20 protein-coding genes and 2 pseudogenes are annotated in these 21,708 nt (G+C 67.6%); all 22 read right to left on the bottom strand.

Annotated elements, in window-relative coordinates:
- Positions 1–1,252: pseudogene (locus NFV80_RS08990) on the bottom strand (hypothetical protein); the annotation flags it as partial.
- 87 nt (positions 1,253–1,339) lie between these two features.
- Positions 1,340–1,747 carry an endonuclease domain-containing protein gene (locus NFV80_RS08985; RefSeq protein ID WP_295328570.1) on the bottom strand — a complete coding sequence of 136 codons (408 nt, stop codon included), beginning with the start codon at positions 1,745–1,747 and terminating at the stop codon, positions 1,340–1,342.
- Between the two features lie 140 nt (positions 1,748–1,887).
- A complete protein-coding gene (locus NFV80_RS08980) occupies positions 1,888–2,544 on the bottom strand; it encodes a phage tail protein (protein ID WP_295328567.1) in 657 nt (218 codons plus the stop codon).
- Between the two features lie 9 nt (positions 2,545–2,553).
- The gene (locus tag NFV80_RS08975; RefSeq protein WP_295328565.1) at positions 2,554–3,447 is read right to left on the bottom strand and encodes a baseplate J/gp47 family protein; all 894 of its coding nucleotides are present in this window, start codon (positions 3,445–3,447) and stop codon (positions 2,554–2,556) included.
- A 5-nt stretch (positions 3,448–3,452) separates the two neighbouring features.
- Positions 3,453–6,572, bottom strand: a complete 3,120-nt coding sequence (locus NFV80_RS08970; protein WP_295328562.1) for a putative baseplate assembly protein — start codon at positions 6,570–6,572, stop codon at positions 3,453–3,455.
- Positions 6,572–6,967 (bottom strand): GPW/gp25 family protein, encoded by a 396-nt coding sequence (locus NFV80_RS08965; RefSeq protein WP_295328559.1) that lies wholly within the window; start codon positions 6,965–6,967, stop codon positions 6,572–6,574. The genes NFV80_RS08970 and NFV80_RS08965 overlap by 1 nt, the downstream gene beginning before the upstream one ends.
- A gap of 8 nt (positions 6,968–6,975) precedes the next feature.
- Positions 6,976–7,377 (bottom strand): PAAR domain-containing protein, encoded by a 402-nt coding sequence (locus tag NFV80_RS08960; RefSeq protein ID WP_295328557.1) that lies wholly within the window; start codon positions 7,375–7,377, stop codon positions 6,976–6,978.
- Positions 7,378–7,385: 8 nt separating this feature from the next.
- Positions 7,386–8,021: a phage baseplate assembly protein V gene (locus tag NFV80_RS08955; protein WP_295328555.1), complete on the bottom strand. Its 636-nt coding sequence runs from the start codon at positions 8,019–8,021 to the stop codon at positions 7,386–7,388.
- Complete coding sequence (locus tag NFV80_RS08950; RefSeq protein ID WP_295328553.1) at positions 8,018–9,091, bottom strand: contractile injection system protein, VgrG/Pvc8 family; 1,074 nt, start codon at positions 9,089–9,091, stop codon at positions 8,018–8,020. Before NFV80_RS08950 ends, NFV80_RS08955 begins: the two co-directional genes overlap by 4 nt.
- An 11-nt stretch (positions 9,092–9,102) precedes the next feature.
- On the bottom strand, positions 9,103–9,792 hold the full coding sequence (locus NFV80_RS08945; protein ID WP_295328550.1) for a LysM peptidoglycan-binding domain-containing protein: 690 nt from the start codon (positions 9,790–9,792) through the stop codon (positions 9,103–9,105).
- Complete coding sequence (locus tag NFV80_RS08940) at positions 9,783–12,083, bottom strand: hypothetical protein (RefSeq protein ID WP_295328548.1); 2,301 nt, start codon at positions 12,081–12,083, stop codon at positions 9,783–9,785. The genes NFV80_RS08945 and NFV80_RS08940 overlap by 10 nt, the downstream gene beginning before the upstream one ends.
- 82 nt (positions 12,084–12,165) lie before the next feature.
- Positions 12,166–12,714, bottom strand: coding sequence for a phage tail protein (locus NFV80_RS08935; protein ID WP_295328545.1), 549 nt, complete (start codon positions 12,712–12,714; stop codon positions 12,166–12,168).
- 27 nt (positions 12,715–12,741) lie between these two features.
- On the bottom strand, positions 12,742–12,870 hold the full coding sequence (locus NFV80_RS17455; RefSeq protein ID WP_366143425.1) for a DUF6760 family protein: 129 nt from the start codon (positions 12,868–12,870) through the stop codon (positions 12,742–12,744).
- A gap of 26 nt (positions 12,871–12,896) precedes the next feature.
- Positions 12,897–13,274: a phage tail assembly protein gene (locus NFV80_RS08930; protein WP_295328543.1), complete on the bottom strand. Its 378-nt coding sequence runs from the start codon at positions 13,272–13,274 to the stop codon at positions 12,897–12,899.
- Between the two features lie 125 nt (positions 13,275–13,399).
- Positions 13,400–13,834, bottom strand: a complete 435-nt coding sequence (locus tag NFV80_RS08925) for a phage tail protein (protein WP_295328540.1) — start codon at positions 13,832–13,834, stop codon at positions 13,400–13,402.
- 54 nt (positions 13,835–13,888) lie between these two features.
- On the bottom strand, positions 13,889–15,019 hold the full coding sequence (locus tag NFV80_RS08920; protein ID WP_295328539.1) for a phage tail sheath subtilisin-like domain-containing protein: 1,131 nt from the start codon (positions 15,017–15,019) through the stop codon (positions 13,889–13,891).
- A gap of 4 nt (positions 15,020–15,023) precedes the next feature.
- Entirely contained in the window at positions 15,024–16,286 is a 1,263-nt protein-coding gene (locus tag NFV80_RS08915) for a phage tail sheath subtilisin-like domain-containing protein (RefSeq protein WP_295328537.1), read from the bottom strand.
- 28 nt (positions 16,287–16,314) lie between these two features.
- A complete protein-coding gene (locus NFV80_RS08910) occupies positions 16,315–17,169 on the bottom strand; it encodes a Pvc16 family protein (protein WP_295328535.1) in 855 nt (284 codons plus the stop codon).
- Positions 17,166–17,603 carry a hypothetical protein gene (locus NFV80_RS08905; protein WP_295328532.1) on the bottom strand — a complete coding sequence of 146 codons (438 nt, stop codon included), beginning with the start codon at positions 17,601–17,603 and terminating at the stop codon, positions 17,166–17,168. The genes NFV80_RS08910 and NFV80_RS08905 overlap by 4 nt, the downstream gene beginning before the upstream one ends.
- Positions 17,604–17,669: 66 nt before the next feature.
- A complete protein-coding gene (locus tag NFV80_RS08900) occupies positions 17,670–18,914 on the bottom strand; it encodes a DUF4157 domain-containing protein (protein ID WP_295328529.1) in 1,245 nt (414 codons plus the stop codon).
- Between the two features lie 17 nt (positions 18,915–18,931).
- The gene (locus NFV80_RS08895; protein ID WP_296758429.1) at positions 18,932–21,166 is read right to left on the bottom strand and encodes an ATP-binding protein; all 2,235 of its coding nucleotides are present in this window, start codon (positions 21,164–21,166) and stop codon (positions 18,932–18,934) included.
- A gap of 232 nt (positions 21,167–21,398) precedes the next feature.
- Positions 21,399–21,708: pseudogene (locus NFV80_RS08890) on the bottom strand (hypothetical protein); the annotation flags it as partial.

The following is a 21,708-nucleotide window of genomic DNA, read 5'->3' as shown; positions in this document are numbered from 1 at the left end:
CCCAGAAGCCGACGGCATTCTGGCTCTGCATGCCGACGAAAGCAGCGTCGAACTCATGGCCGTAATAGCCCGAGAACCAGATCCCGGCACTCTCCTGGGCCGACGCGATCTGGCGGACACGCATGCGGCCGCCGACATCGAGCCGGAAACCGGGGGCGACGCCGAGGCCGACGCGCCCGGGAATCGACAGGTCGTTGACCAGCTTGGCGCCGGTGACCGACTGATCGGCGAGCTTGGCCGTGCTCACCGAGCCATCGGTGAGTTCCGCAGTGCCGACGCTGCCATCGACGATCTTGGCGCCAGTCACCGAATTGTCGGAGAGCTTGGCAAGCGTCACCGCCTGATCGGCGAGCTTGGCCGTGATCACCGAGCCGTCGGCGAGTTCGGCGGTGCCGACGGTGCCATCGACGATCTTGGCAGCGTTGACCGAGTTGTCGGCGAGCTTGGCAAGCGTGACCGCCTGATCGGCGAGCTTCGCGGTGGTCACCGAGCCATCGGCGAGTTCTGCACTGCCGACGCTGCCGTCGACGATCTTGACGCCATTCACCGAATTGTCCGCAAGCTTGGCAAGCGTGACCGCCTGATCGGCGAGCTTCGCGGTGGTCACCGAGCCATCGGCGAGTTCTGCACTGCCGACGCTGCCGTCGACGATCTTGGCGGCACTCACCGAATTGTCGGCGAGCTTGGCGGCCGTCACCGCCGCGTCGGCGAGCTCGGCGGTCGTCACCGCCCCGGGCGCCAGGGTGGCGGTCACCGTCTGGCGTCCATCGCTGAATACGTCGCCGAGATTGCCGGGGACGTTGCCGGTACCGGTCAGCGTAAACCGCCCGAGCCGGATGACGCTGCCGTCACCGGGCGGCGTGGTGGTGACGGCGAGCACCTCCGGCCGCTCGGTGACGCGCGTGTTGCCGGTGACGCCGGTAGCCGTGCTCGGATCGCTCTCCTGCTCCTGGTAAGCGATCGTCACATGGACGGTTGCGCCGGCCGGATACACGGCCGAATCGGTGAGACTCAGCACGCGGCTGTCGAGCAGCACCAGCTCGCGCCCCTCACGATCGACGGCGATGCCCGCGGTCACAGTGACTTCCTTGTCGCCGCTGCGCGTGACGGCAAGACCGTCGCCGGCGCCAAAGCCGTGCAGTGCGGCGTTGAGCCGCCGGCGCATTTCCAGGTGGTAGGTCTGTTCGTCGGTAAAATCGGCCTCGACCAGGAACTGGTGATTGAAGTAATGCAAGCGCTTGATATCAGCCATGGTAGTCCTTGCCTCTCTGGTCTCTGGTTAATGGGGTAATCAAAAGTGTTGGTCGCGAGCCGCGCCGATGTTGTTACTCCCTCCCCTTCAAGGGGAGGGTTGGGGTGGGGATGGGGTAATCAGCGATGCACCATCTCGGGATTCGTCTTGCAACGCCGCCCAGATGGCCTCTACCACCGCGTCAGTTTCCTGTAACACCTGGTTGTTCCAGAATCGCACAACACGAAAGCCGGCCGCATGCAGTCGTCGATCACGCACACGATCTGGCTCGCAGTCTTGGTGCTGACCTCCATCCACCTCGACAATCAGCCGCATTTCCAGGCACACGAAGTCGAGGACATAATCCAGGAACGGATGCAGGCGGCGGAATTTGCAGCCCGCAAGCTGCCGACCGCGCAGACGTTGCCACAGGCGATTTTCAGCATCGGTCATGCGGGTTCGCAGCTTCTTCTGAAGCGCATTGCCGATGACCGAACGGTTCGTCTGTCCCTTCATACGCCTGTTCCGTTGTCCATTTCTGCTCCACTACCCCATCCCCACCCCGACCCTCCCCTTGAAGGGGAGGGAGCGTCTGCCCCGAGCCCCGCTGGAAGTGGGGGAGTATGATCGTCCAGCAGTTTAGATTGCACCCCTGGTTAATGGGCGACATCTCCCAGCAGCGTATCGACGCCGATCTGGGAGTGCACGCCGATCTGCATCGTGGTGTGCGTCGGGAAATAGTCGTAAGCCGTGTGCGCCGGTTTTTCGAGATCGATCAGCGCCCGGATGATCTGGTTCTGCCGCTGCAGCGTCGCCGGGTTGGGGTTGGGAATGTTCACCGTCACCCGGAAATAATGCGGCGCGCTGCCGTCGATCTGCGTATCGACGCCGATTGTCGAGTGGTCGCCGATCTGGAAGACGGTGTTCTCGCCTTCGGAAATGTCCGGATCGAGCCCGGTGTAGATGCGCAGCAGCTCGATGAGATTCTGCCTGGTCCCCCTTCGGCGGTAGAGCGAGACGATGTTGGCCAGGAAGCTCCTCTGCTGATCGTCGCTCCAGTCCGCGCGCAGACCGAGCGCGACCCAGCCGGCCAGCCAGTCGAGGAATTCGCGCGGAGTCGCCAGCGGGTCGAAGAGTTGGGGAATCGCCGCGATGATTTCCTCCAGGCCGCGGCGCGGTTCTCCTTCGCTGCCCGGCAAACCGCTCAACACCTGCTCGAAGGCGAGCAGGAAACGCCCGAGCTGGGGATCCTCGGCGAAGATCGCCGGTAGGTAGCCGAGATAGCCGCTGGTCTGCTTGGCGCCGATAGCCATCGCTTTCTCCTAGACGGGTGTGATGGTCACGTTCAGCGTGCGCGCGCTGACCAGTTCGTATGGCTTCACCGCCAGGCCGACGAGTTCGCCGCCGGAGTTGAGCACGCGGCGCTGGGCATCGTCGGTGGCCAGCTGCACGCTGGTGACGTAATCGACACCAGAAAGCTGGTCGAGCAGCTGGTAGATCTCGGAAACGTAGGCGTTGCGGCCGAAAGGCCAGCCGCTGCGCGCTTCGCCTCCGTGCAGCGGATCGAGGAAGTCACGCAATGCGGCGACCGCCCGCGTCTGCAGTTCGCCCGGCGTCGCGTCAGGGAGCGGCACGACGCTCGCCGCGAGATCGACCGGCAGCAGCGGCGCCTCGACGACATGCACGAAGGTGGTCAGCAGCCGATGCGGTTCGAGATAGGTCTGGACCGCCTGCAGGACCGACGCCATTTCGCTGCCCGGCGTGGCGACGACGACGAGGCTGACATGGCCGGGCTGCTCGGCGTCGAAGTCCATCAGCGCGTTGCGCCGCGGCAGGCAGCGAACACGCGCGACGCGCGCATCGGCCTCGGCGGCGAGCGCCTCGAAATCCTCGACGGAAACGGCGCGCTCGCGGCGGCGCAGGGCCAGCACCGTCTGCCGGACGTCTTCGGCGAGCGCCTCGGCGGTCGTCCCGGAAGGTTGCCAGCCACGGCCGTTGAGCAAGCGGAGGAAGTTGCGCGTGTTCTCGTCGGTGACCCGGTTGAGGCGATAGAGGAGCATCTCGCTAAGCCAGGCGAAGAGCTCGACGAGCATGATTCCGGGGTCGGACGGATTGTGGTTGGTCCATTCCGGAGCATGCGTCGGAATCAGCGCCCGCGCTTCGTCGACGAGGTCGGTATAGCGGCGGTCATCGAGGTTGGGCAGGGTCAGCGGCATGGTCGTCAGGCCTCCCCGAAAGTCAGGTGGATGTCGTGCTCGCCCGAATAGACGAGGAAACGCCCGCCCGCGATGGCCCCGGGACGCTCCTCGATCTCGCTCACCTGCAGCTCGTTCAGGTGATCGACGCCGGCGACCGCTTCCAGCAGTGCGTAGAGATCCGAACGATGCGGCCGGCGACCGAAATCCCAGCCGTTTTGGTCGAGTCCTCCGGTGAGCGGATGGAGGAATCCGGAGAGCGCCTGCGCCACGGCATTGGCCACGGCGCCGGCGCCTTCGAGCGAGACCAGCGCCACCTCGACCGAGACCTCGACGCGAACATATTCGGGTGCGACGACGATCAGATCCGCGGTGGCAATCCGCCGCTGGTCGAGATAGCTGCGCACCTCCTCGAGCAGCGTCAAGGTCGGCAGCGGCTTCGCCTCGCCGCTCCGTGGCACGACGATCAGGCTGACGACGCCGGGATGCGTGCTACTCGCGTCGGGGTCGATGGCCAGGTTGTGGAGCGGCACGCAGAGCGCGCGCGCCACTTCCGGCGAGGCGAGCAGCGCGAGATCCTGGTAGTCCTCGATGCTCACCGCACGGTGTCGATGGCGCAGGGCGCGCGGCGCGCGTTCGAGCAGCGCCGTCAGATCCTCGGCCTCGGCGCCGCCGGACGCCGGATCGGGATTGCTCACCTTGTCGACGTAGGGAACCGTCGTCTTGAGCTGCACGATCGTGTTTGCCGCGCGATTTCCACGCACGCCGCCGCCGGTGCGATAGCTGGCGAGGCGGATGTTGCCCACGCCGACCGGCGGAATCAGGCCCTGGCGGCCGTTACCGAAGCGGAACTCGCCAGTCAGCGGATCGAGGACGTAATGCCGGTCGCGCGGACCCGAACCATAGAAATCGGGTACCCGCAGCCAACGAACCCAGATCGCCGCTTTGCCACCATTGCCGGAATCGACGACCGTGATCGCATCATCGCCGCTGGCCTGCCGGATCGACGCCTGTTCGGCAACCGGCGGCAACTCCGGCTCGCGCACTTCGAGCCGTTCGCCGGCGAGCAGCGGCGAACGCACCGACGACAGCCGCTGGTTTTCGCTGCCGTCGCTGGCGCCGAGAATCTCGTTGCGTACGGTCACCGCCTGCAGGGCCGGCGTGGTGTTGAAGAGCAGTCGGCGCAACCGCGGCGGCAGAACGTAGTCGCCGCTTTCCCAGCGCACGCGCAGCCAGTACGCCGTCGCTCCGAACTCGCTGCGTGCGGCGATGTCGGCAGGCGCGAGCCAGTCGAGCACGCCCGAGCGGGTGAAGTTCTCCGAATCGTCGGCGATCTGCAGGCTCGACCAGCCGGCCGCGCTCGAATATTCCCAGGCAAGCCGCAGCGGTGCCGTCGCGGAAGACGCTACGACTCCGCCCTGGCCGGCGGCGGACTTGAGGGCAGCGACCGCGGCATGGACGCTGAGCTTGCGGTTCGGGAACCGGTTGCGACCGGCCGGAAGCAGGAAGCCGAAATAGGCTGTCGGCCGGTCGTCCGCAGGGGCGCGAAACGGGAAGAAAGCGGAGTCGACCACCGCTACCCGGGCGAAATCGTTGTCGGTGACGAAGGTGGTCAACGGCTCCTCGCCGCCAGTAACAGTGTAATCGACCTGCAGGCGTCGGATCACCGGCGGACAAAAGTCGGCAGGAACCAGTTGATAACCGGCGCTGCCCGCTGCGGCGGCTGGCGCGGCGGCTTCGACGACCTGCCCGTCGGCGTTGGTCCGGGCAGCAGCAAGCGGCTCGTAGCGGGCCTCCCTGCCGTAGTTGCCGGCCGCCAGGCGAATCCGGATCCAGTACTTTTCGACCCCGCCGATCGTCGTCGGAACCGGCTGGCCGGCAAGGCGGAACGTCACGTCGCCGGACCGGGTGAAATTCTCGCTGTCATCGCTGAGTTCGGCGACCGCCGCCCATTGCCTCCCATCCCAGAATTCCCAGCGCAGGTCGATGTCGGCCGACGCCTGCGTCGCCGGAACCGGCAAATTCTTGCCGTCGGTCGGATTGGTCAGATCGACGTGCAAGGTGATCATGCCGCCACTCGCGGCGAACGCCAGGCCGCAGGCAAGATACAGGCAGTCGCCGAATTTCGGCTTTTCGCCGAACGGGTAGAAGTCCTTGCCGAGATCGACCGCGAGCTGGTTGAAAAACGCGGCCTCGATGTCCTGATCGCTCGCCCCACGATCGACCTGCGCGGTGACACGGGTGATCTCGGGCAGCTGACTCGCGCGCAGCCGGCCATCGCTTCGCTCGCTGGCCGTGGTGATCGGTGTCTGCAGGCGGCAGCGAAGCCAGCGACTGCTGCTTCCGGCCAGCGTGCTGCGGGGAATCGGAAACATTCCCGGGCGCGCGGCGAGAACCCAGTCGCCGTCATGCTGCAACGAGCCGGTGCCATCGTCCGGGGTGATCGCGATGCCGCGTTCGCCGTCCCAGATTTCCCATTGCAGATCGCGCGGGTCGGGATCGGGCGATGCTTGGGCAAGTGTGAAGGTCAGGCGCAACTGGCGCAGATCGGCGGCGGCGAACAGCGTGTCGTGACCGAGATAGAAGGTGTGCTCGAGCGCGCGGTCGCCCTCGAAGAGCGCGATTTCGCCTGCTTCGGGATCACTGCGTGAGGAAATCAGGAACGCTCCGCGATCGGCGTAGAGGTCTTCGGCCGGTTGGCGAGCAAACAGGTAGGCAAGCTGCGCGGCGGTTACCACCAGTTCGCGCTCGGTCTCGAAGATCACCGGGTCCTTCTCGCCCTCGGCCGGCGGTGCGGCGACCTGCGTACCCGCCGGAACGAGCGCATCGACGAGACTGCCGGGTGCCAGCGAAAAGCTCAGGGCGACGCTCGCCGGCTGCGGCGGCAAGCGCGCCTCGCCGAGCAGATCGAGAAAGGCCAGCTGATTCTTGTCGGGAACCCGGTTGAGGCGCTGCAGGATGATTTCGGCGAAACGGCCGAAGATCGCGATCAGCGCACTGGCCAGCGGATCGCTGCGGGTTTCGCCGCTGAGCGGATCGACCACCTGCGCGTGCCAACCCGGCACATAGTCTGCGAGCAGAGCGCGCACCTGCGCGGCGACATCCGTCGCGCTGCGGGAATCGACCCGTGGAGCGATCCTGGCCATCAGGCGGTGCTCCTTTCGAGATAGAACGGATAGACCAGATTGAACGCGGTGTTCGTGGCGCGAAGCTGATAATCGATGTCGATCAGCAGGACTTCGCCGCCGTTGGCCGCGCGCACGTCGATGTCCAGCACCTGGATCCGCGGCTCGAAGAGCAGCAGCGACTGGCGCACGGCCTGTGCCACCTTGCCGGCCGTCGACGCGCTATTGACGTCGAAGACGAGGTCGTAGATGCCGCAGCCGAAATCCGGGCGCATGACGCGCTCGCCGCGGGCCGTTCCGAGAATGATCCAGATCGACTGGCGGACGCTCTCCTCGTACTCGGCCCGGGCGACGAAGCCCTGGGCATCGAGCGAAGGTGGAAAGCCCCAGCCGACTCCGAGAAATGGTTTCGACATCAGACCTCCTAAGCGATGAACACGGTTCCGACGGCGACGACCTGGCCGACCGGCAGATCGGCGGGATCGTTGCAGGTGGTCGCCAGATCGCCATTGCGCGCAGCCATCTTGCCGTTGATCTTCACCGTCGCACTGCCGAGCTTGATCGTCGCCTTGTTCGCCGGCGGATTCTGGAAAGCGGTTCCGGGTGGCGTCGGAAGGTGCGGCGGCGTATTGTCGGCGGTGCTGTCGACGGTGGCTGCCGGCAGGCCCATGATGTTCACGTCGCTGCTGAGGCTGCCGTTGAGGATTCCGGCAAATGGATGCGGCAGCGGCGTCGGCACCGGTGGACCCGGAGGCGCCGGAACCATGACGATGTGCGTGTCGGTGGCGACGATCTGGTCGCCCTTTTTCGCGGCAGGCTGTCCCATGGCTTCCCTCAGTTGATATTGACTGTCGCACCCTTTAGATTCAGCGTCGCACTCGCCTTGACGTCCATGCCCGCGCCCGCTTCGACCTTGGCATCGGCCGACGACTTCAGCTCGACTTTCTGCGCATCGAGCTTGATCGTTCCCTGCGGCGCCGAGAGAGCGATGTCCTTGTCCGCGGTGATGGTGATCGTGTTGTTGGCGGTGTCGAAGACGATGCTGTTCTTCTCGCTCTTGTCGATGATCTCGATCTTCTCCTTGCCGTCCTCGTCGCTCAGCCGGACCACGTGCCCGCTGCGCGAGCGGATCAGGCGCACGTTGTTCTTGCCGTCGCCGTTGTCGGCCGGCGGCTTGTCCTTGGCGTTCCACAGGCCGCCGAGCACATAGGGAAAACGCAGGTCGCCGTGCTCGAATGCGACGAGCACTTCGTCGTCGACCTCGGGGAGGAAGAACGCGCCGCGGCCGCCGCCAGCCATCGGCGTCGCCACTCTCGCCCAGAAGCTTTCGTCGGCATCGCTGAGCCAGGGAAACTTGAGCTTGACTCGCCCCAGCCCGTCGGGGTCCTGGTTGTTGGTCACCACGGCAACGACGACACCGTTGATCGCGGTCGTCGCGCCGTGTTCGAGCAGTACGTCGCCAAGATTCATGCCGCGTTCCTCCGTACCGTGAAAGCGGTCCGATAGCCGTTCTGCGGCGTGTATTCGTGGCTCGCCGAGACGACGTAGTACGATCCGCTGAATGTCTTGCCGATCCCGTCGACGCGGATCACCTTGCCCGCACGCAGGTCGGTTCTTCCCCAGCACCTTCCTTCCCCTTCGACCAGGCCGAGAATGCTGCGGTTGAAGCCGGCCTTGGCGAGTTGGTCGGCTTCCGCCTGCGAAGCGACCGGGTGGGTGCCGAGCAATCCCGCTGCCGCCCCGAAAGCGCTGCGCACCAGTGCAGCTCCCGTCTGCTGCCCGCCCATCGTCGATACTTCGGCGCCATCGCCGGCCTGGCCGACGATCGCCGCCTTGTCCTTGACGCTCCAGCCGCGCACCTCGACGTCACTGAACTGTCCCGCTGACGATAGGCGAGGATGGAACTCGAGCAACTGGTCGCCGAGGGTGAGCGTCAGGATGTCGCCGGCGGCATTGGCCACCGGACGGTAAATGAGCGTCCTGTCGTCCACGACCACTTCGTACCCGATCCGCCGCGCGCGCTGTTGCAGGAAGTCGAGATCGCTCTCGTTGGCCTGCAGTACGTAGTCATGGACGACGCCGCTGTCCTCGGCCTGTGCGGTGAGTCCGGCATCGCCGGCGATCTGCGCGGCAATGTCGCTGTCCTTCTGCTGGACGAAGCTGCGCACCTTGCGTCCGCGCTGCAGCCGGTGGCGCCGATCGTAGCCGCGCAGCCGCAGGCGCGGCAGCCGGTCGCCAACGAATTCGGGTTCGAGCGCGGTGATCTCCCCCTTGATCAGGCTGGCGAGCGCGTCGACGTAGCCCAGCTTGACCTCGAGCGCATTGCCGACGACAAAGAGCTTCTGGTCGTCGATCCACGCCGAAATCTGGTCGATGTGCTCGGACGCCGCGAGTTCGACGGCAAACATCCCCGGCAGCTCGACGCTGTCCTCGACCTCGATGCCGACGACGTGCAGCGCCACCGCGACCGGCAGGGGCGAGCCATTGACCGCCACCTGAAAGTCGGCGACCAGCGGGCTCTGTGCGTTGGCCGTGGGCATGGCGGTCCCGCCTAGCTCCGTTTGGGAATCGCCAGCGTCCGGCCGACGACCAGATGCAGCGGATCGTCGAGCTGGTTCGCCTCGGCAATCACCCGCCACAGCGTCGGGTCGCGATACGTCTCGGCAGCGATGCTGCTCAGCGTGTCGCCGCGCTGAATCCGGCGGGTGGTGAACTCGGGATCGGTCTGCCTTCGGTCGATCTCGGGATCCAGGAACTCGATCAAGCTCACCGTCAGCGTCGCGCGCAACGGCTTGCCGTCGCTGCTGAACAGCGTGAAGCGCTGCACGAGGTTGCTGACGACGCCGGTGAACGGAAAATCGGAGTTTGCCGGCGGCGCCGCTCCCCAGCTCACCTCGACCGCCGGTGGGCGCTGCAGGTCCTTGTCGATGCGCGTCAGTCCGACCATGCGGTTGGTTTCCTGGCGCACGTCGTCGGTCGCAACGCCGTTGATCGCTTCCGTCACGTCGTAGAACAGCTCGAGCGTCAGCGAACGGCTGCCACCGCCGCCGAAAGTCAGCGTCGGCGCATTGACCGCGCGATCGGTCGGCGTCCGCCCCGCGCTGCCGGCGCCGAGCGCCGTCCAGGTAACCGCCTTGCTGATCGAATAGCTGTTCGGGTTGAACAGCACCTTGAACGCATCGGCTTCGACCCGGCTGCCGCTGCGATCGAGCGGTGCGATCTCGATCTTGGCTAGTTCCATGCCTTCCACCCCCGACGTTCCCGTTCAACCATCAGTTGCCGCCGGATCCGGCGACTCACCTCGCTGACCAGACGCTCCCAATCGACTTCTCCCGACGCAGTCGATGCCGTTCCCGCCGGTGCCGGATCGGCGTCGGCCGCTTGCCGCTCAGCCCACTTCGGCGCACCGCTTGACGGCCCTGCGGCATCGGCAGTGACGCCGGCGGCCAGCGCCAAGCCGCTGGCCTGGGCCTCGCTCGCCGCGCGCGCGGCCGTGTCCGATCGCCCGCCAGCACCCGGCGGCAAAGGCGCCGAAAGCCGACGCCAGACGAAAGCGCCAGCTTCCCGGCCGCCCGGGGCGGCGACTTCCGACGCCAGCAGGACCGGGGAACGTCCGGCAGCGCGGCGGAGAGCGGCGAACGCTCCGTCGCCCGCGAGTGGGGGCCGGGCAGCGCCGCCAATGGCCGACTGGCTTTGGCGCCCGGTGCTGGCAACCCGCGCAAGCATCGTCTGGCTGTTCGTCGTGCCGGGCGAAAGCGTTTGCCCGACCGGGCCGGCAGCGTCGATCGTCGGCCGACTGCCGGCGGCCAGCGCGTTCGCCAGCGGCGAGCGAGTCCCCTCGTCCGCCGGCGCCGCGATCGAGAGGGTGGACCGCGGCGCGGCGCGCGCGAAATGCTCGGCGACGCCGCCGGCGCCTGGACGATCGGCGGCGGTTGCTGACGACGTCTGCCCCGACCTGCGCATCGCCCCCTGTGACGGTCGGCGAGCCGGCCAGGCAGGTGTCGCCGCCGAAACCGTCTCCGGTTCGTCCCGCGCAACGAGCGCAGCTTCGGCGAGCGCTGCGCGAGCAACAATCGCCGCCGCGGCGCCCGCGGCGATTCCCGGCATGGCGCCGGCCAGCCGTTCCTCGCCCCTCGACAGCTCGGGAGATGCCGGCGATCCGACGGCGAGCGGGCGACGGTCGACCACGGTCGGACTTGCCGGCGGGCGACCCGGCCGGCGGACTCGCGCCAGCCCGGCGGGCCGTTCAGGCTGAACGTCCGGCGTGTTCAGACGGGGGTCGCCTCGCTCGCCCGCGTGTGGGTCCGGATCGATCGCCGGAGACACGTCGCCGCCCGCCGCTGCCTGTTCCCGTTCGCCAGCCGTTGCCGCCGGTGATGACATCGACGCGAGTTCCGGACTTGCGCGCAGGCGCTCGCCGACCACCGGCGAGCGGGAAGGCAGGCCGGTCACGGGTGACCGACGGGCGGACGCCGCCGTGCCGGCATCAAGACTCCCGCTGCCATCGACGAAAGTCCCGAAGCCATCGAATGCGCGCCGTGCACCCACGACGACGGGCGCGAGATCGGCGTGCATCACGCCGGCCGGCGCAGCATCCGCGCGCGCACCGCCCGCATCCCGCCCGCGCGGCTTCGGCGGATCTTCCGGCCGGGGTTCGCCTCGTGCAAGCGGCACCCAGGGCTCCGCGGGCGAGGTCGGATGGGTATCCGGGCGATATTGCTCTCGGACAGGCGCAGTCCGGGTCTCCGCGGCCGACGCCGCAGCGGCCGTCACCTGCCGGGCGACACGTACTTCCGCCGCCGCAGGCCGCGCGACGGGACGCGCGTCACCGACTGCAATCTCTGCCCCGTCGCCGGAGTCCGGACGCGCACGCGGCGGCTGTCCCGCGGTGTCCGTCGGCTGATCGCCGCCGCCTGGCAAGCCGGATGCGGGCACGATTTCCCGCCGACCGGCTCGCTGCATCGACAATTCCACGCTGCCAGCACTTGCGGGCAGGCCCCTGTGGATTTCCGGGGGAGCGACGCTACCGCTGTCCACGGCTCCGCGATCGCGCTCGCCAAGCGAAGTTGCCGGCGCCCCCGTTGCGCTCGCAGCGAACGCCGGCGGCGCGCCGAGTGCGCGAGCGGAATGCGCGGTCGCTGCCCCCGAGCGAGCGTGCAGGGCAGCGAGCAGGGGCTCCTCTCGGCCGGCGCCGGTGTTCAGCCGGGCATGGTCCGCCAGCACCTGCGCCACGTCGATCACGCCTGCTGGCCGGCTGGCGTGGCTGACGAGGCGTTCGCCCGGCACCGCGCTGCCGGTTTCGGGCGTTACCGGCACCGCCGCTTCGAAAGCAGGGCCACGGCCCGCCGCATCCGCGCCACCCAGCCGCACGGCCTGGCGGAATACGAATCCGCCGGCGAACGATCCGCCACCGCCCTGCCCGCCATCTTCCACCCTTGCACGCGCGAGCAGGCGTGGCAGCAGTGGCAGGCGTTGCCCCGTCCAGCCGACGCGGCGCTCGTAGCGATGCTGCGGCCAGCGTACGTCGATCATCGTGCCATCCTCGTCGGCTCGACCCTGCTGGCGATTGCGCGGACCGGCGGAACGGCCCGCGCGCCACCGACTGTCCCGGGCATCAGAAGAGCCCTCCCGAGAAATTCACCGATCCGCTGATCGCCGCGCCGATCCCGGCCAGCGCCGTCGCCAGCCGCGGGCGGCTCAACCCGCGATGGACGAGTTCGACGCTTTCGACGGCGACCTGACTCGAACCCGCGTTGAGCGACGGACCAGTCCAGCGGAACGGAAAGGCCTCCTTGAAGTCCCACCAGATCACCGGAATGCGCTGACTGTTGAGCAGGTAGATGGTGCCGTTGTGTCGCTCGATGGTGCCGTCGACGACGTCCTGGTGCCACGCCCAGAGGCCGTCGATCGGCGTCAGGCCGTGCCGGAGAACCAGCGGCGGATACCTCGTTGGCCCGGCGAAGCGATGTGCGTACGCGTTGAGACCGCCTTCGCGGTATTCGTAGGTCTCGGTCTCCACCTGCAGGCCACTGCACTCCGAGAAGCCACCGGCGAGTATGCCCTCGATCTCGACGAGAAAATTGAACACCTGGTAGGGGTCGGCCCGCACCCCCGTGAGATTCGTCGCCAGACTGAAGACGGCGTTCAAACCCAGTTCCGGCATAGCCCGTTCTCTCCCGCTCGTTAGTGTTTACCCATGCTCCGCCGACTGCTGATTCAGGCGCCGGTTGATCCGGGCAATCTCGGCCACCCAGCGACGCCTTTCGATGTGGTCGAGACTCATGATCTCGTGTTGCGGCCAGTGAAAGTGATACCCAATGTACGCTACCTCTTCATAGAGCCGCTCTACGGGGTAGCGCCAGACTCCCCCGGCTCGCCGAGCTCCACTTCGAACTCCTTCTCACAGTAAGGGCACTGCGTGCGCACGCGATCGCTGCCGCTGTCGTTGAGTCGCCGGTACAAGGCCTGCAGATACGCCAGGTCGGCCGCGAAAAAACCCTCGACGATCTTCGGGTTGAGCTGCTCGATCCGTCCGAGTCGCGTGATCACGCGCGAAAGCAGAATGATCAGCAGGTAAGCGGGGTTGTTGTGGACGCGCGGATCCTTGAGCGGAGCGATCTCGTCGAACGCAGTCGCCAGCCGCATCACGCCTTCCTTGTGCAGGTTGCCTTCGCTATCGACGTAGCCCATCGGCAGGGTAAACGGAAACTCGGTCTGCAACATCGTCTTTCCTGTCATCGATCGATCACGGAATGCCGGTCAGCGGCGCATCCAGCGCGCACCGTCGGCCGCCGCCGGCGCCGCTTCGCTCGGCGGCGCCGCTGCAACCCGCGCGGACGGTCGGCTGCCTAGGCCTTCTTCAGTTCTTCGTGAGTGATCTCCAGCGACTCGATGGCGACCGAGTTGCTCGTCGAATTGAACGCCGGTCCGGTCCACTTCGAAGGCCAGGCGCTGACGAAATTCCAGCGCAGCTTCTCGGCTCCGGCTTCGTCGAGCAGGACGATCGATCCGTTCTTGCGCTCGGCCTTGCCGTCGATGACCGTCTGCCGCCACTTCCAGAGCTCGTCCGAATCGGTGATCCCGCGCTTGAGGGTCACGGGAATGTACTTGTTCAGACCGGTCAGCTTGCGCACGTGGTTCGGGTCGGTCCCCTCGCGGTAGTCGACAGGATCGGTCGACACATCGAGGCCACTGCACTCCTGAAAGCCCGCCTGGGTGATGCCGTCGATCTCGACCATGAAATTGAAGCCACGATAGGGGTCGGTACGTGTTCCGGTAGGCATGGGACCTCCTGCAATTCAGTTGGGTAAGAAAAAGTTTCTGTTCACTCCGGTGAGCTAGGCGGCAACTGCCGCCCCTGCCCGATGAATGATCCGGACGACGACGAATTCGGCCGGCGCCGTGATCGCCAGTCCGATCTCGGTGACCACCTGTCCCGCCAGGCGATTCTCCGGCGGGTTGGTCTCGATGTCACACTTGACGTAAAAGCCCTCCGCCGGCGTCGCGCCCTGCAGCGCGCCGGCGCGCCACAGACCGGTCAGATAGGTATCGAGCTCGCGCCGGATGCGCAACCACAGCCGCGGCTCGTTGGCCTCGAAAGCGGCCCAGGTCATGTTCCGGTCGATCCACCGCCCGATGGTCAGGAAGAACCGACGGCCACTGACGTAGCGCCAGGACGGATCCCGACTCAGCGTGCGCGCGCCCCAGACACGAATGCCGCGACCCGGAAAAGCGCGCAGGCAGTTGATGCCCTCCGGATTGAGTCGATCCTGCTGTCCGTTGTCGATGACCGTCTCGAGATCCAGAGCGTCGAAGATCTCCTCGTTGGCCGGCGCCTTGAACACTCCGACGCGGGCATCGCTGCGCGCGAAGATTCCGGCGACGTGACCACAGGGCGGCAGCCAGCGGTCACCTGCGGTACGCAGCCACGGATAGTACAGCGCACCGCTGACCGGTTCCGCAGCGCCGGCGCCGATCGCCCGCCGCTGTTCGAGCACGCCGTCGAGCGAACTGCCCCGCCGCGAATCGAGGATCGCCAGCCGGTCGCCTTGGGCATGGCAGTGTGCGAGGACGTCCCGCTGCAGCGCGTATTGCTCCGCCGCGTCGGCGAGCAGCATGGCGTCGGGTACGGCGACGAGATCGACGTCGAGCAGCGGTGCGAGCGTGGCCAGCGCCGCGCGCAGGGCACCCGGCCGATCGCCGGCGGCAGGGTCGGCGACCGCCACATAACAGCGGCTGCCGCCGTTGGCGAAGAATCCGGCCACGGCGTCGGCGAGAAAACCCTCCGCCGGGCTGAGCAGCGCGGCGGCGAATTCCTCCTGGCGATGCAGGACCACCGGCAGCGTGATTCCCTGCCCGGCCACGGTCCCCAGGCCGACGAAGCCCGGGACACCGGTCGGCAGCACGGACGCTGGCCGGAGGAAGACGTCCTCGCGGTAGACGCCGGGGCTGTGGTAGGCGACGGCCATGCGCTCAGGTGCCCGTGGCGACGAACTGGCTGATGCGGAAGATCACGAACTCCGCCGGCCGCACGATCGAGACGCCGATTTCGGTGACCACCTGGCCGAGTTCGCGCAGTTCCGGAGGATTGGTCTCCGCATCGCACTTGACGTAGAAGGCCTCCTGCGGCGTCGTCCCGAACAGCGCGCCCGAGCGCCACACGTTGGTCAGGAAGGCCGACACGTTGCGCGTGATCTTCTGCCACAGCGCCGGCGTATTCGGCTCGAAAACCGCCCATTGCAGCCCTTCGTCGATCGATTCGCGCAGGAAGAGCAGCGTACGCCGGACGTTGATGTACTTGAGATCGGCGTTGGCGTCGCCGCCGACGGTCCGTGCTCCCCAGGCGAGGATGCTGTCGTTGAGCACGCGCAGGCAGTTGACGCCCTTCGGATTGAGGCCGTCCTGGTCGGCCTTGCTCAGTGGCTGGGTGACATTGAGGGCGCCAAAGATCGCCTCGTTGGCCGGTGCCTTGTGTACCCCGCGCTGGGTGTCGACGCGCGCATAGATCCCCGCCAGATGGCCGCTCGGCGGAACCGCGATGGCGCCGTCACCCGACGGGGCGAGCATTTTCGTCGCCGGGTCGAAGACCTTGATCCACGGAAAATACCAGGCCGCGAAATCGGTCTTCTTCGGCATCACCCCGGGCGTCGTGTCGGCTGGCGTGCGGGTCAGCGTGGTCAGATCGCTGGCGCTGTCCGGACCGTCGAGAATGGCGAAGCGATCGGCGGTGTTGATGCAGTGGGTGACCAGCTTGTCGCGCGTCGCGTCGTCGATGATTCCGGGCGCGGCGACGAGCGCGATTTCATCGATCGTCGCAAACGCCTTGAGAGCATCGTCGAGATCCGCCGTCGACAGGATGCGGACGACATAGCAGCGGCTGCCGCCATTGTTGAAGAAACCGTAGACCGCGTGCGCGAGGTGCTGATGACCGGCGTCGACAGCCGGACTGGCGTCGCTCGTCGCGGGCACCGTCTCACTGCCGACGAGATCGCCGAAGGCCTTGGTGAATTGCGTCCAGCTGGTGATCAGCGCCGGCTTGTCGGCCGCCGTCGGCAGCGTGAAATCGACGAACTTGGTCGTCCCGGGCGTCGCCCCGGAGGGGTCCTTCGCCACCAGATGAATCTTGTCCGGAACGACGCCGATGAAGCCCGGGGTGCTCGTGCTGACCCCGGCAATCGCCTTGATGGCCGATGGAACCTCTTCAACATAGACACCGGGGGAAAGATACTGTGCCATACGCTTATCTCCTTAGCAGTTAGCAAGCCTACATTTGCACGTCGTAGTGGTTCCCGGCGGTCACCGGGACGGTGATGGTGACCGTCTTCGAGCTTGGTCCGGCCTGCACGCGCAAGGCGAAGCTCCCCGCCTGCGGCACGGCCAGCGTGTAACGTCCGGCGGCGTCGGTCACCGCTTCGCGACCGGATTCGACCAGCGTCACCCGGGCGTTGGCCACGGGCTGGCTGCCGGCATCGGTCACCGTACCGCCGAAACGCAGCAGCGACAGCCGCGTCGCCGGATCGATTGCTTCTTCTTCAGCGCCGGTGCGTTCGCCGAGCACGACCTGTTCGGTGATCACCAGCGGCGCGCTGATCGCCGGCAGCCGCTCCATCGCCAGCGTCGCGATCACCTGGATCGACGGCCGCAGACGATTGCCGATCGCCGTCCAGAAATCGGCCGGGTCCTTGAGGCCGTCCGCCTGCGCGGTGATCATCGGCAGCGGCGGCTGCTGGCCGACGAGACTGCCCTGCAGGAAAGCCGCCGGAATCGTCGGATGGCGCGCGAGCACCTGCAGCGTCTGGCTCAGCAGCCGGTGCTCCTGCAGCGGCAGATCCGTGCCGCCGACCGGCCAGGCGGTGACCAGATAGGTGCAGGCGACGCGCAGCGGCGGCCGATGGATCGTCGCCTGGCCGTTCTGCTTCTCGATCAGCGGTTCGCTGCTGCGCAGTTCGACGTTCTCGCGCACGTCGTAGAGAAACAGGTCGACCGTCGTCTGTGACGGGCTGAACTGTTCCGACGGACGGTCGAAAGCGATCTGCGCGCTGGCCAGCTCGGGGAAACCCGTGCCGAGCGCCGGGTCGTCGAGCAGCGCGCGCAGGCTGAGGCTGAGGTCGCGGATCATCGCCGGTCCGCGTTGCCGTCGTCGGCGCCGCGCAGGAAGCCGATCCGCCCGATGATGTCGCGCACCGGCCCGCGGTTGGCCTCGTCGAGCGCGCCCGCCAGCGCCGCGAGCCAGGTCAGCGTTTCGCCGCCGAATCCGAGCGGACAATGGCTCCACTCGCCGCTGTCGTCGATCTCCACGTAGTAACCGATCGACCCCGCCGGATGCCGGCCTGGCGAGAATCGAACGCCCCCGGCCGCGAGCGCATCGACCAGTGCGGCCAGTTCGCGGGCACCGATCACCGCGCTCCCCCAGAACGGCTGCGCCACGTACTCGCCGGCGCGCGTGCGCGAGAGCAGGCAGGCGCGGTAGAACGGCTTGTCTTCCGGTCCGTCGTAGCCGATCGTCACCGCGAAGTCGGTCGCTTCGGCGGGTGACTGCAGCGCGCTGGCCATTGCGATCGCTCCGCTACCGCCGGCCGTCGGTGCTCCGGGAAAGCGCCCGGCCGCGCTCCCGCGGAATCATGAGAAGGTCCATTGCGGAAACTCGGACGAGAGTGTGGACCGGTGATTCGCTCCGCTGCCGGCGGTCGCGTTGCGCATGGTCACCGTTCCCGAGCTGTCGATCGAGAATCCGTAGGTCAGGTAGTCGAAACCGGTCACTGTCTTCGCCGACTCGTCTACGCCGTTGAGACCGAGGATTGCATCCCAGGTCGTCGTTCCGGTGGCCGGCGCGGGACGCGAAGGCCGATCGCGGAAGGTCGTCGGCGACGCCGCGTGCTCGGCGTCGGTGTAGTAGAAAGGCTTGGTATCGTCGTTCGGGCGCGGGTCGACGTACGGCGAAGTCGTTCCACCGAGCGGAACGTTGGTATCGATCGTCTGCGTCCACTTGAAGCCGTCGGGATAGGTCGCCGAAGTATAGACGCCAACCGCCTCGACCACGATGCGGACACCGTTGGCCGTTGCCACCAGGGTCGTCACCGAGGCGTTCTGGTCCTGCATCTGGCTCTCCTCGCTGAAGCTCTTGTCCGGCGCCTTCGCCGAATGTTCCGCTCCGCCGGCGCCAGCTCCCTGCTCCCAGGTGACACTCTTGACGACGATCCGCGGCGGCTCGTGCTGTTCTTCTTCCTCCTGCCGCGCGACGGCGTCGGCAGTCGCGGCGCGTGCCGGCGCCAGCGACGAAGTCGAATGGCCCTGGAGAATTCCGACGACTTCGCGCGCCGTCGCCTCGGCCTCCTCCTCGCTGCGGTCGCCGGGCTGGCTCACCATGAGCTTCGCCTGCGGCGTCGCGCTGTGCTGCACGACGTGCGTCAGTTCGTGGGCGAGCAGTTCCTGGCCGTCGGCCGATGCGGGGTCGTATTCGCCCTGGCGGAAGAAAATGTCGCTGCCGACCGTGAACGCCCGCGCTTCAAGGCTGCGACTGAGGCTGTCGGCGAGACCGTTGTCGTGTACCCGCACTCCCGCAAAACTCGCCCCGAACAGCGGCTCGAAGCGATCGCGCACGCCATCGGCGAGTGGCTGGCCGCTGCCGCGCGCGCCGTCGATGCCCGCCTCGACCGCCGCGCTCACCTCCGGATTCGCCCCGGCTGCCGCCGCGCGGCCGAGCAGCCGCTGGACGAAACGATTGCCATGCGTCTGCTGCAGGGCGAGCACGGCCTGCTCGCGACCCTGCCGGACCGGAGAGACGGGCGCCGGCGCTGCCTGCGCCACCCGATCGGCGGTTGCCCGATCATCGCTGCGAAGCTGCTGTATCGTCCTCACTGCCATCGCCACTTTCCTCCAGATCAAGGCGCAGGGGCACGGTTCCTGCCCACCGCGGGTTCGCTCCAAGTCCTGCCGAGTTTCTGGTGTTCGCGCCGCACCGCGCGCAGCAGATCGTCCATGGCGATCGCGCGACCATCGGCCGCCGCGTAGAACGCCGCAGCCAGCCCGATATTCTTGATGTTTCCGCCTGCGAGTTTGACTTCCCGGGCGAGCAACGCGAAATCGACGTCGTCGGCGAGCGGCGCTTCCTGCGGAAACAGGCACTCCCAGATCCTTCGCCGATGCGTTTCGTCGGGAAAGGGAAACTCGACGATCGCCTGCATGCGGCGCACGAAGGCTTCATCCATGTGGCTGCGCAGATTGGTTGCCAGGATCGCCACGCCTTCGTACTCCTCCATCTTCTGCAGCAGGTAGCCGACCTCGATGTTCGCGTATCGGTCATGCGCGTCGCGAACTTCCGAGCGCTTGCCAAACAGCGCGTCCGCCTCGTCGAAGAAGAGGATCGCGTTGGCACTCTGCGCAGCGCTGAAAATCCGCTCGAGATTCTTCTCGGTCTCGCCGATGTACTTGCTCACCACCTGCGAGAGATCGATCTGATATAACGGCAAGTATAGATCATTCGCGAGGATGTCGGCGGCCATCGTCTTGCCGGTTCCCGGCGGCCCCGAGAAGAGGACGTTGAGTCCGCGGCCGTGCGCGATCTTGCGCGCGAAACCCCAGCGGCCATACACCAGGTGGCGGTGGCGCGCCTGCTGGCAGATCTCCTGCAGTTGCGCGAACTGGTCGGCGGGCAGAACGATATCCTGCCAGCGATAGCGCGGCGAGACCTCGCGCGCCAGGTCGCGCAGCAGGTGGCCCGATTGCGCGCGCGCACTGGCCAGCAGGTCTTCGCTGCTCACCCGTGCATCCGCCGCGCCCGATGCCGGCGCGCCGTCCTGCGCGGCGCTGCGCCAGCGCGCCCTGTGCGTCGCCGCCGCGATCGTCGCCGCGATCTCTTCCGGGGTCAGGCGAAAACGCCCGGCGAGCGATTCGACCTCGTCGGCCGGCAAGGCGATTGCCGCAGCTGCCAGCCGCGCGCGCCAGCACGCCAGCCGCTGTACATCGGTGAGCGCCGGCAGCACGACCTCGTAAAACGCTTCGCCCGCCTCGCCGCTCGCCGTCCACGCCTGCGTGCCGGCGAGAACGACGGCGCCGGCGTGCGCCGCGAGGCGCGCGCGCAACACCGCCCAGGCAGCGAATCCCGGATCGCCGAGCAGCCGGTCGGCACCGGTCAGGTAGAGCGTGGCGCCAGTCAGCAGCGCCGTGCGCAAGAGCGTGCCGACGAACGCGGCAAACTCCGCTGGCGGCTCCGGGAAGTGCGCAAGGTCGGCAACCAGCAGCGGTGTTCGCAGCTGACCGGCAATCGCCGCCGCGACCTGGCGCTTGCCGATGCCACGCGACCCGCGCAGATGAACCCGCGGGAATCTCGGCAAGGACGGCGGCCGCCCGCCCGCGCACGTCCCGGCGAGCACTCCCGGCAGCGCCCGGCGGATTTCGTCGGCGACCGGCCAGGCGTCGGACCAGGTGGCGGCACCGGCGATCAGCTCGCAGAACGGCAGCCGGGCGGGATCGAAGACCTCCTCACCGAGCAGATACGCCGTCAGCAGCGGGTCGAGTTGCAGGTACTCGGCGAGCAGCGGTGGCGGCAGCTGCTGCGCGTCGGCGAACAGCGTGATCAGGCCATGCCGGCGCAGCGGAGCGGTCGCGGCGAGCCGGGTGCGCATGGCGATCTTGTCCACGGCCGACCGGCAGAGCAGGTTGAACACCAGATCGACACTCGGCCGGCGGCGCGTGACGTCGTCCTGCAGGTAGGCGTAGAGCCGCTGGTAGCGCAGATCGAGTTCGGGAGCGAGCGCGATGAGCAACAGGTCGAGGTCGAAGGCGTCGAGCGCAAAGGTCCGCTGCAGCCGGCGCAGGCGCGATCCGTCGGCGCAGGCGGCGGCGAGCGGCAGCTCGGCCCCGGCTGCCTGCAACAGCGGCTGCCCGAACGCCGTCCCGAGCAGCCGCCCGGCGTCGCCGTCGGCGACGTAGAGCCCACGGTAGGGATCACTCGCCGCTTCGCGCCCATAGACCCGCTGGGCGACATCGACGGCCGCCTGCAGCAACCGGTCGATGCGTTGCAGCGCCGGCAGCAGCTCGGCCAGCGCCGCTTCGGTCGGGCGGTGTTCATCCGCCGTGTAGGAAGTGGCGGCGTCAGCGCCAGGCGTGTCAGGCATTTTCGGGAGCTTCTTCAAGGCCGGCGCTGCGGTCGCCCGGGCACGCGACGCGGATTCCCGTTGCGGGTGGGCGTCGGCGAGCCGTCGGCCAATGCGGCATGCGAAAAACTCCCGCGACACCCGCTTGCCCCCGCATTCCGGCTCTCCTGCACAAGTTCGATCGCTGAAGCATACACCCGGCGCACCAGGCGCAAACCGGTTCGAGGAGCACGACGCTGGCTCAACGCGGGGCTCACTTTTTCCTGACGGCGCGCGGCGTCCCGCCGCGCGCGTCCGGCTTGCCGCCCGTCCCGTGCGCCAAGCCGGCCGACGACGACCGCTCCGCGGTCGCCGCCCGCCCCCTCGCCGGCTCCGCCGGCGACTCCTCTCTTTCCGGCTCCGCCGGCTGCCCGCGACCTGGGGCGAGCCGGAACCCGACGCCGAAATTGCGCACGCCGGGCCCGCCGTAGACGCGGCTGGCAGAACGCACGTTCCTGCCGTGGCTGATCCACGAGCCGCCGCGCAACACGCGCCGGGCGCCCGTCGACGCTCCACGTGGGTCG

This window comes from Accumulibacter sp. (genome assembly GCF_023806565.1).
GTDB lineage: Bacteria > Pseudomonadota > Gammaproteobacteria > Burkholderiales > Rhodocyclaceae > Accumulibacter.
Note: the sequence above shows the minus strand (reverse complement) of the source record. Positions and strands in the feature narration are given on the sequence as shown.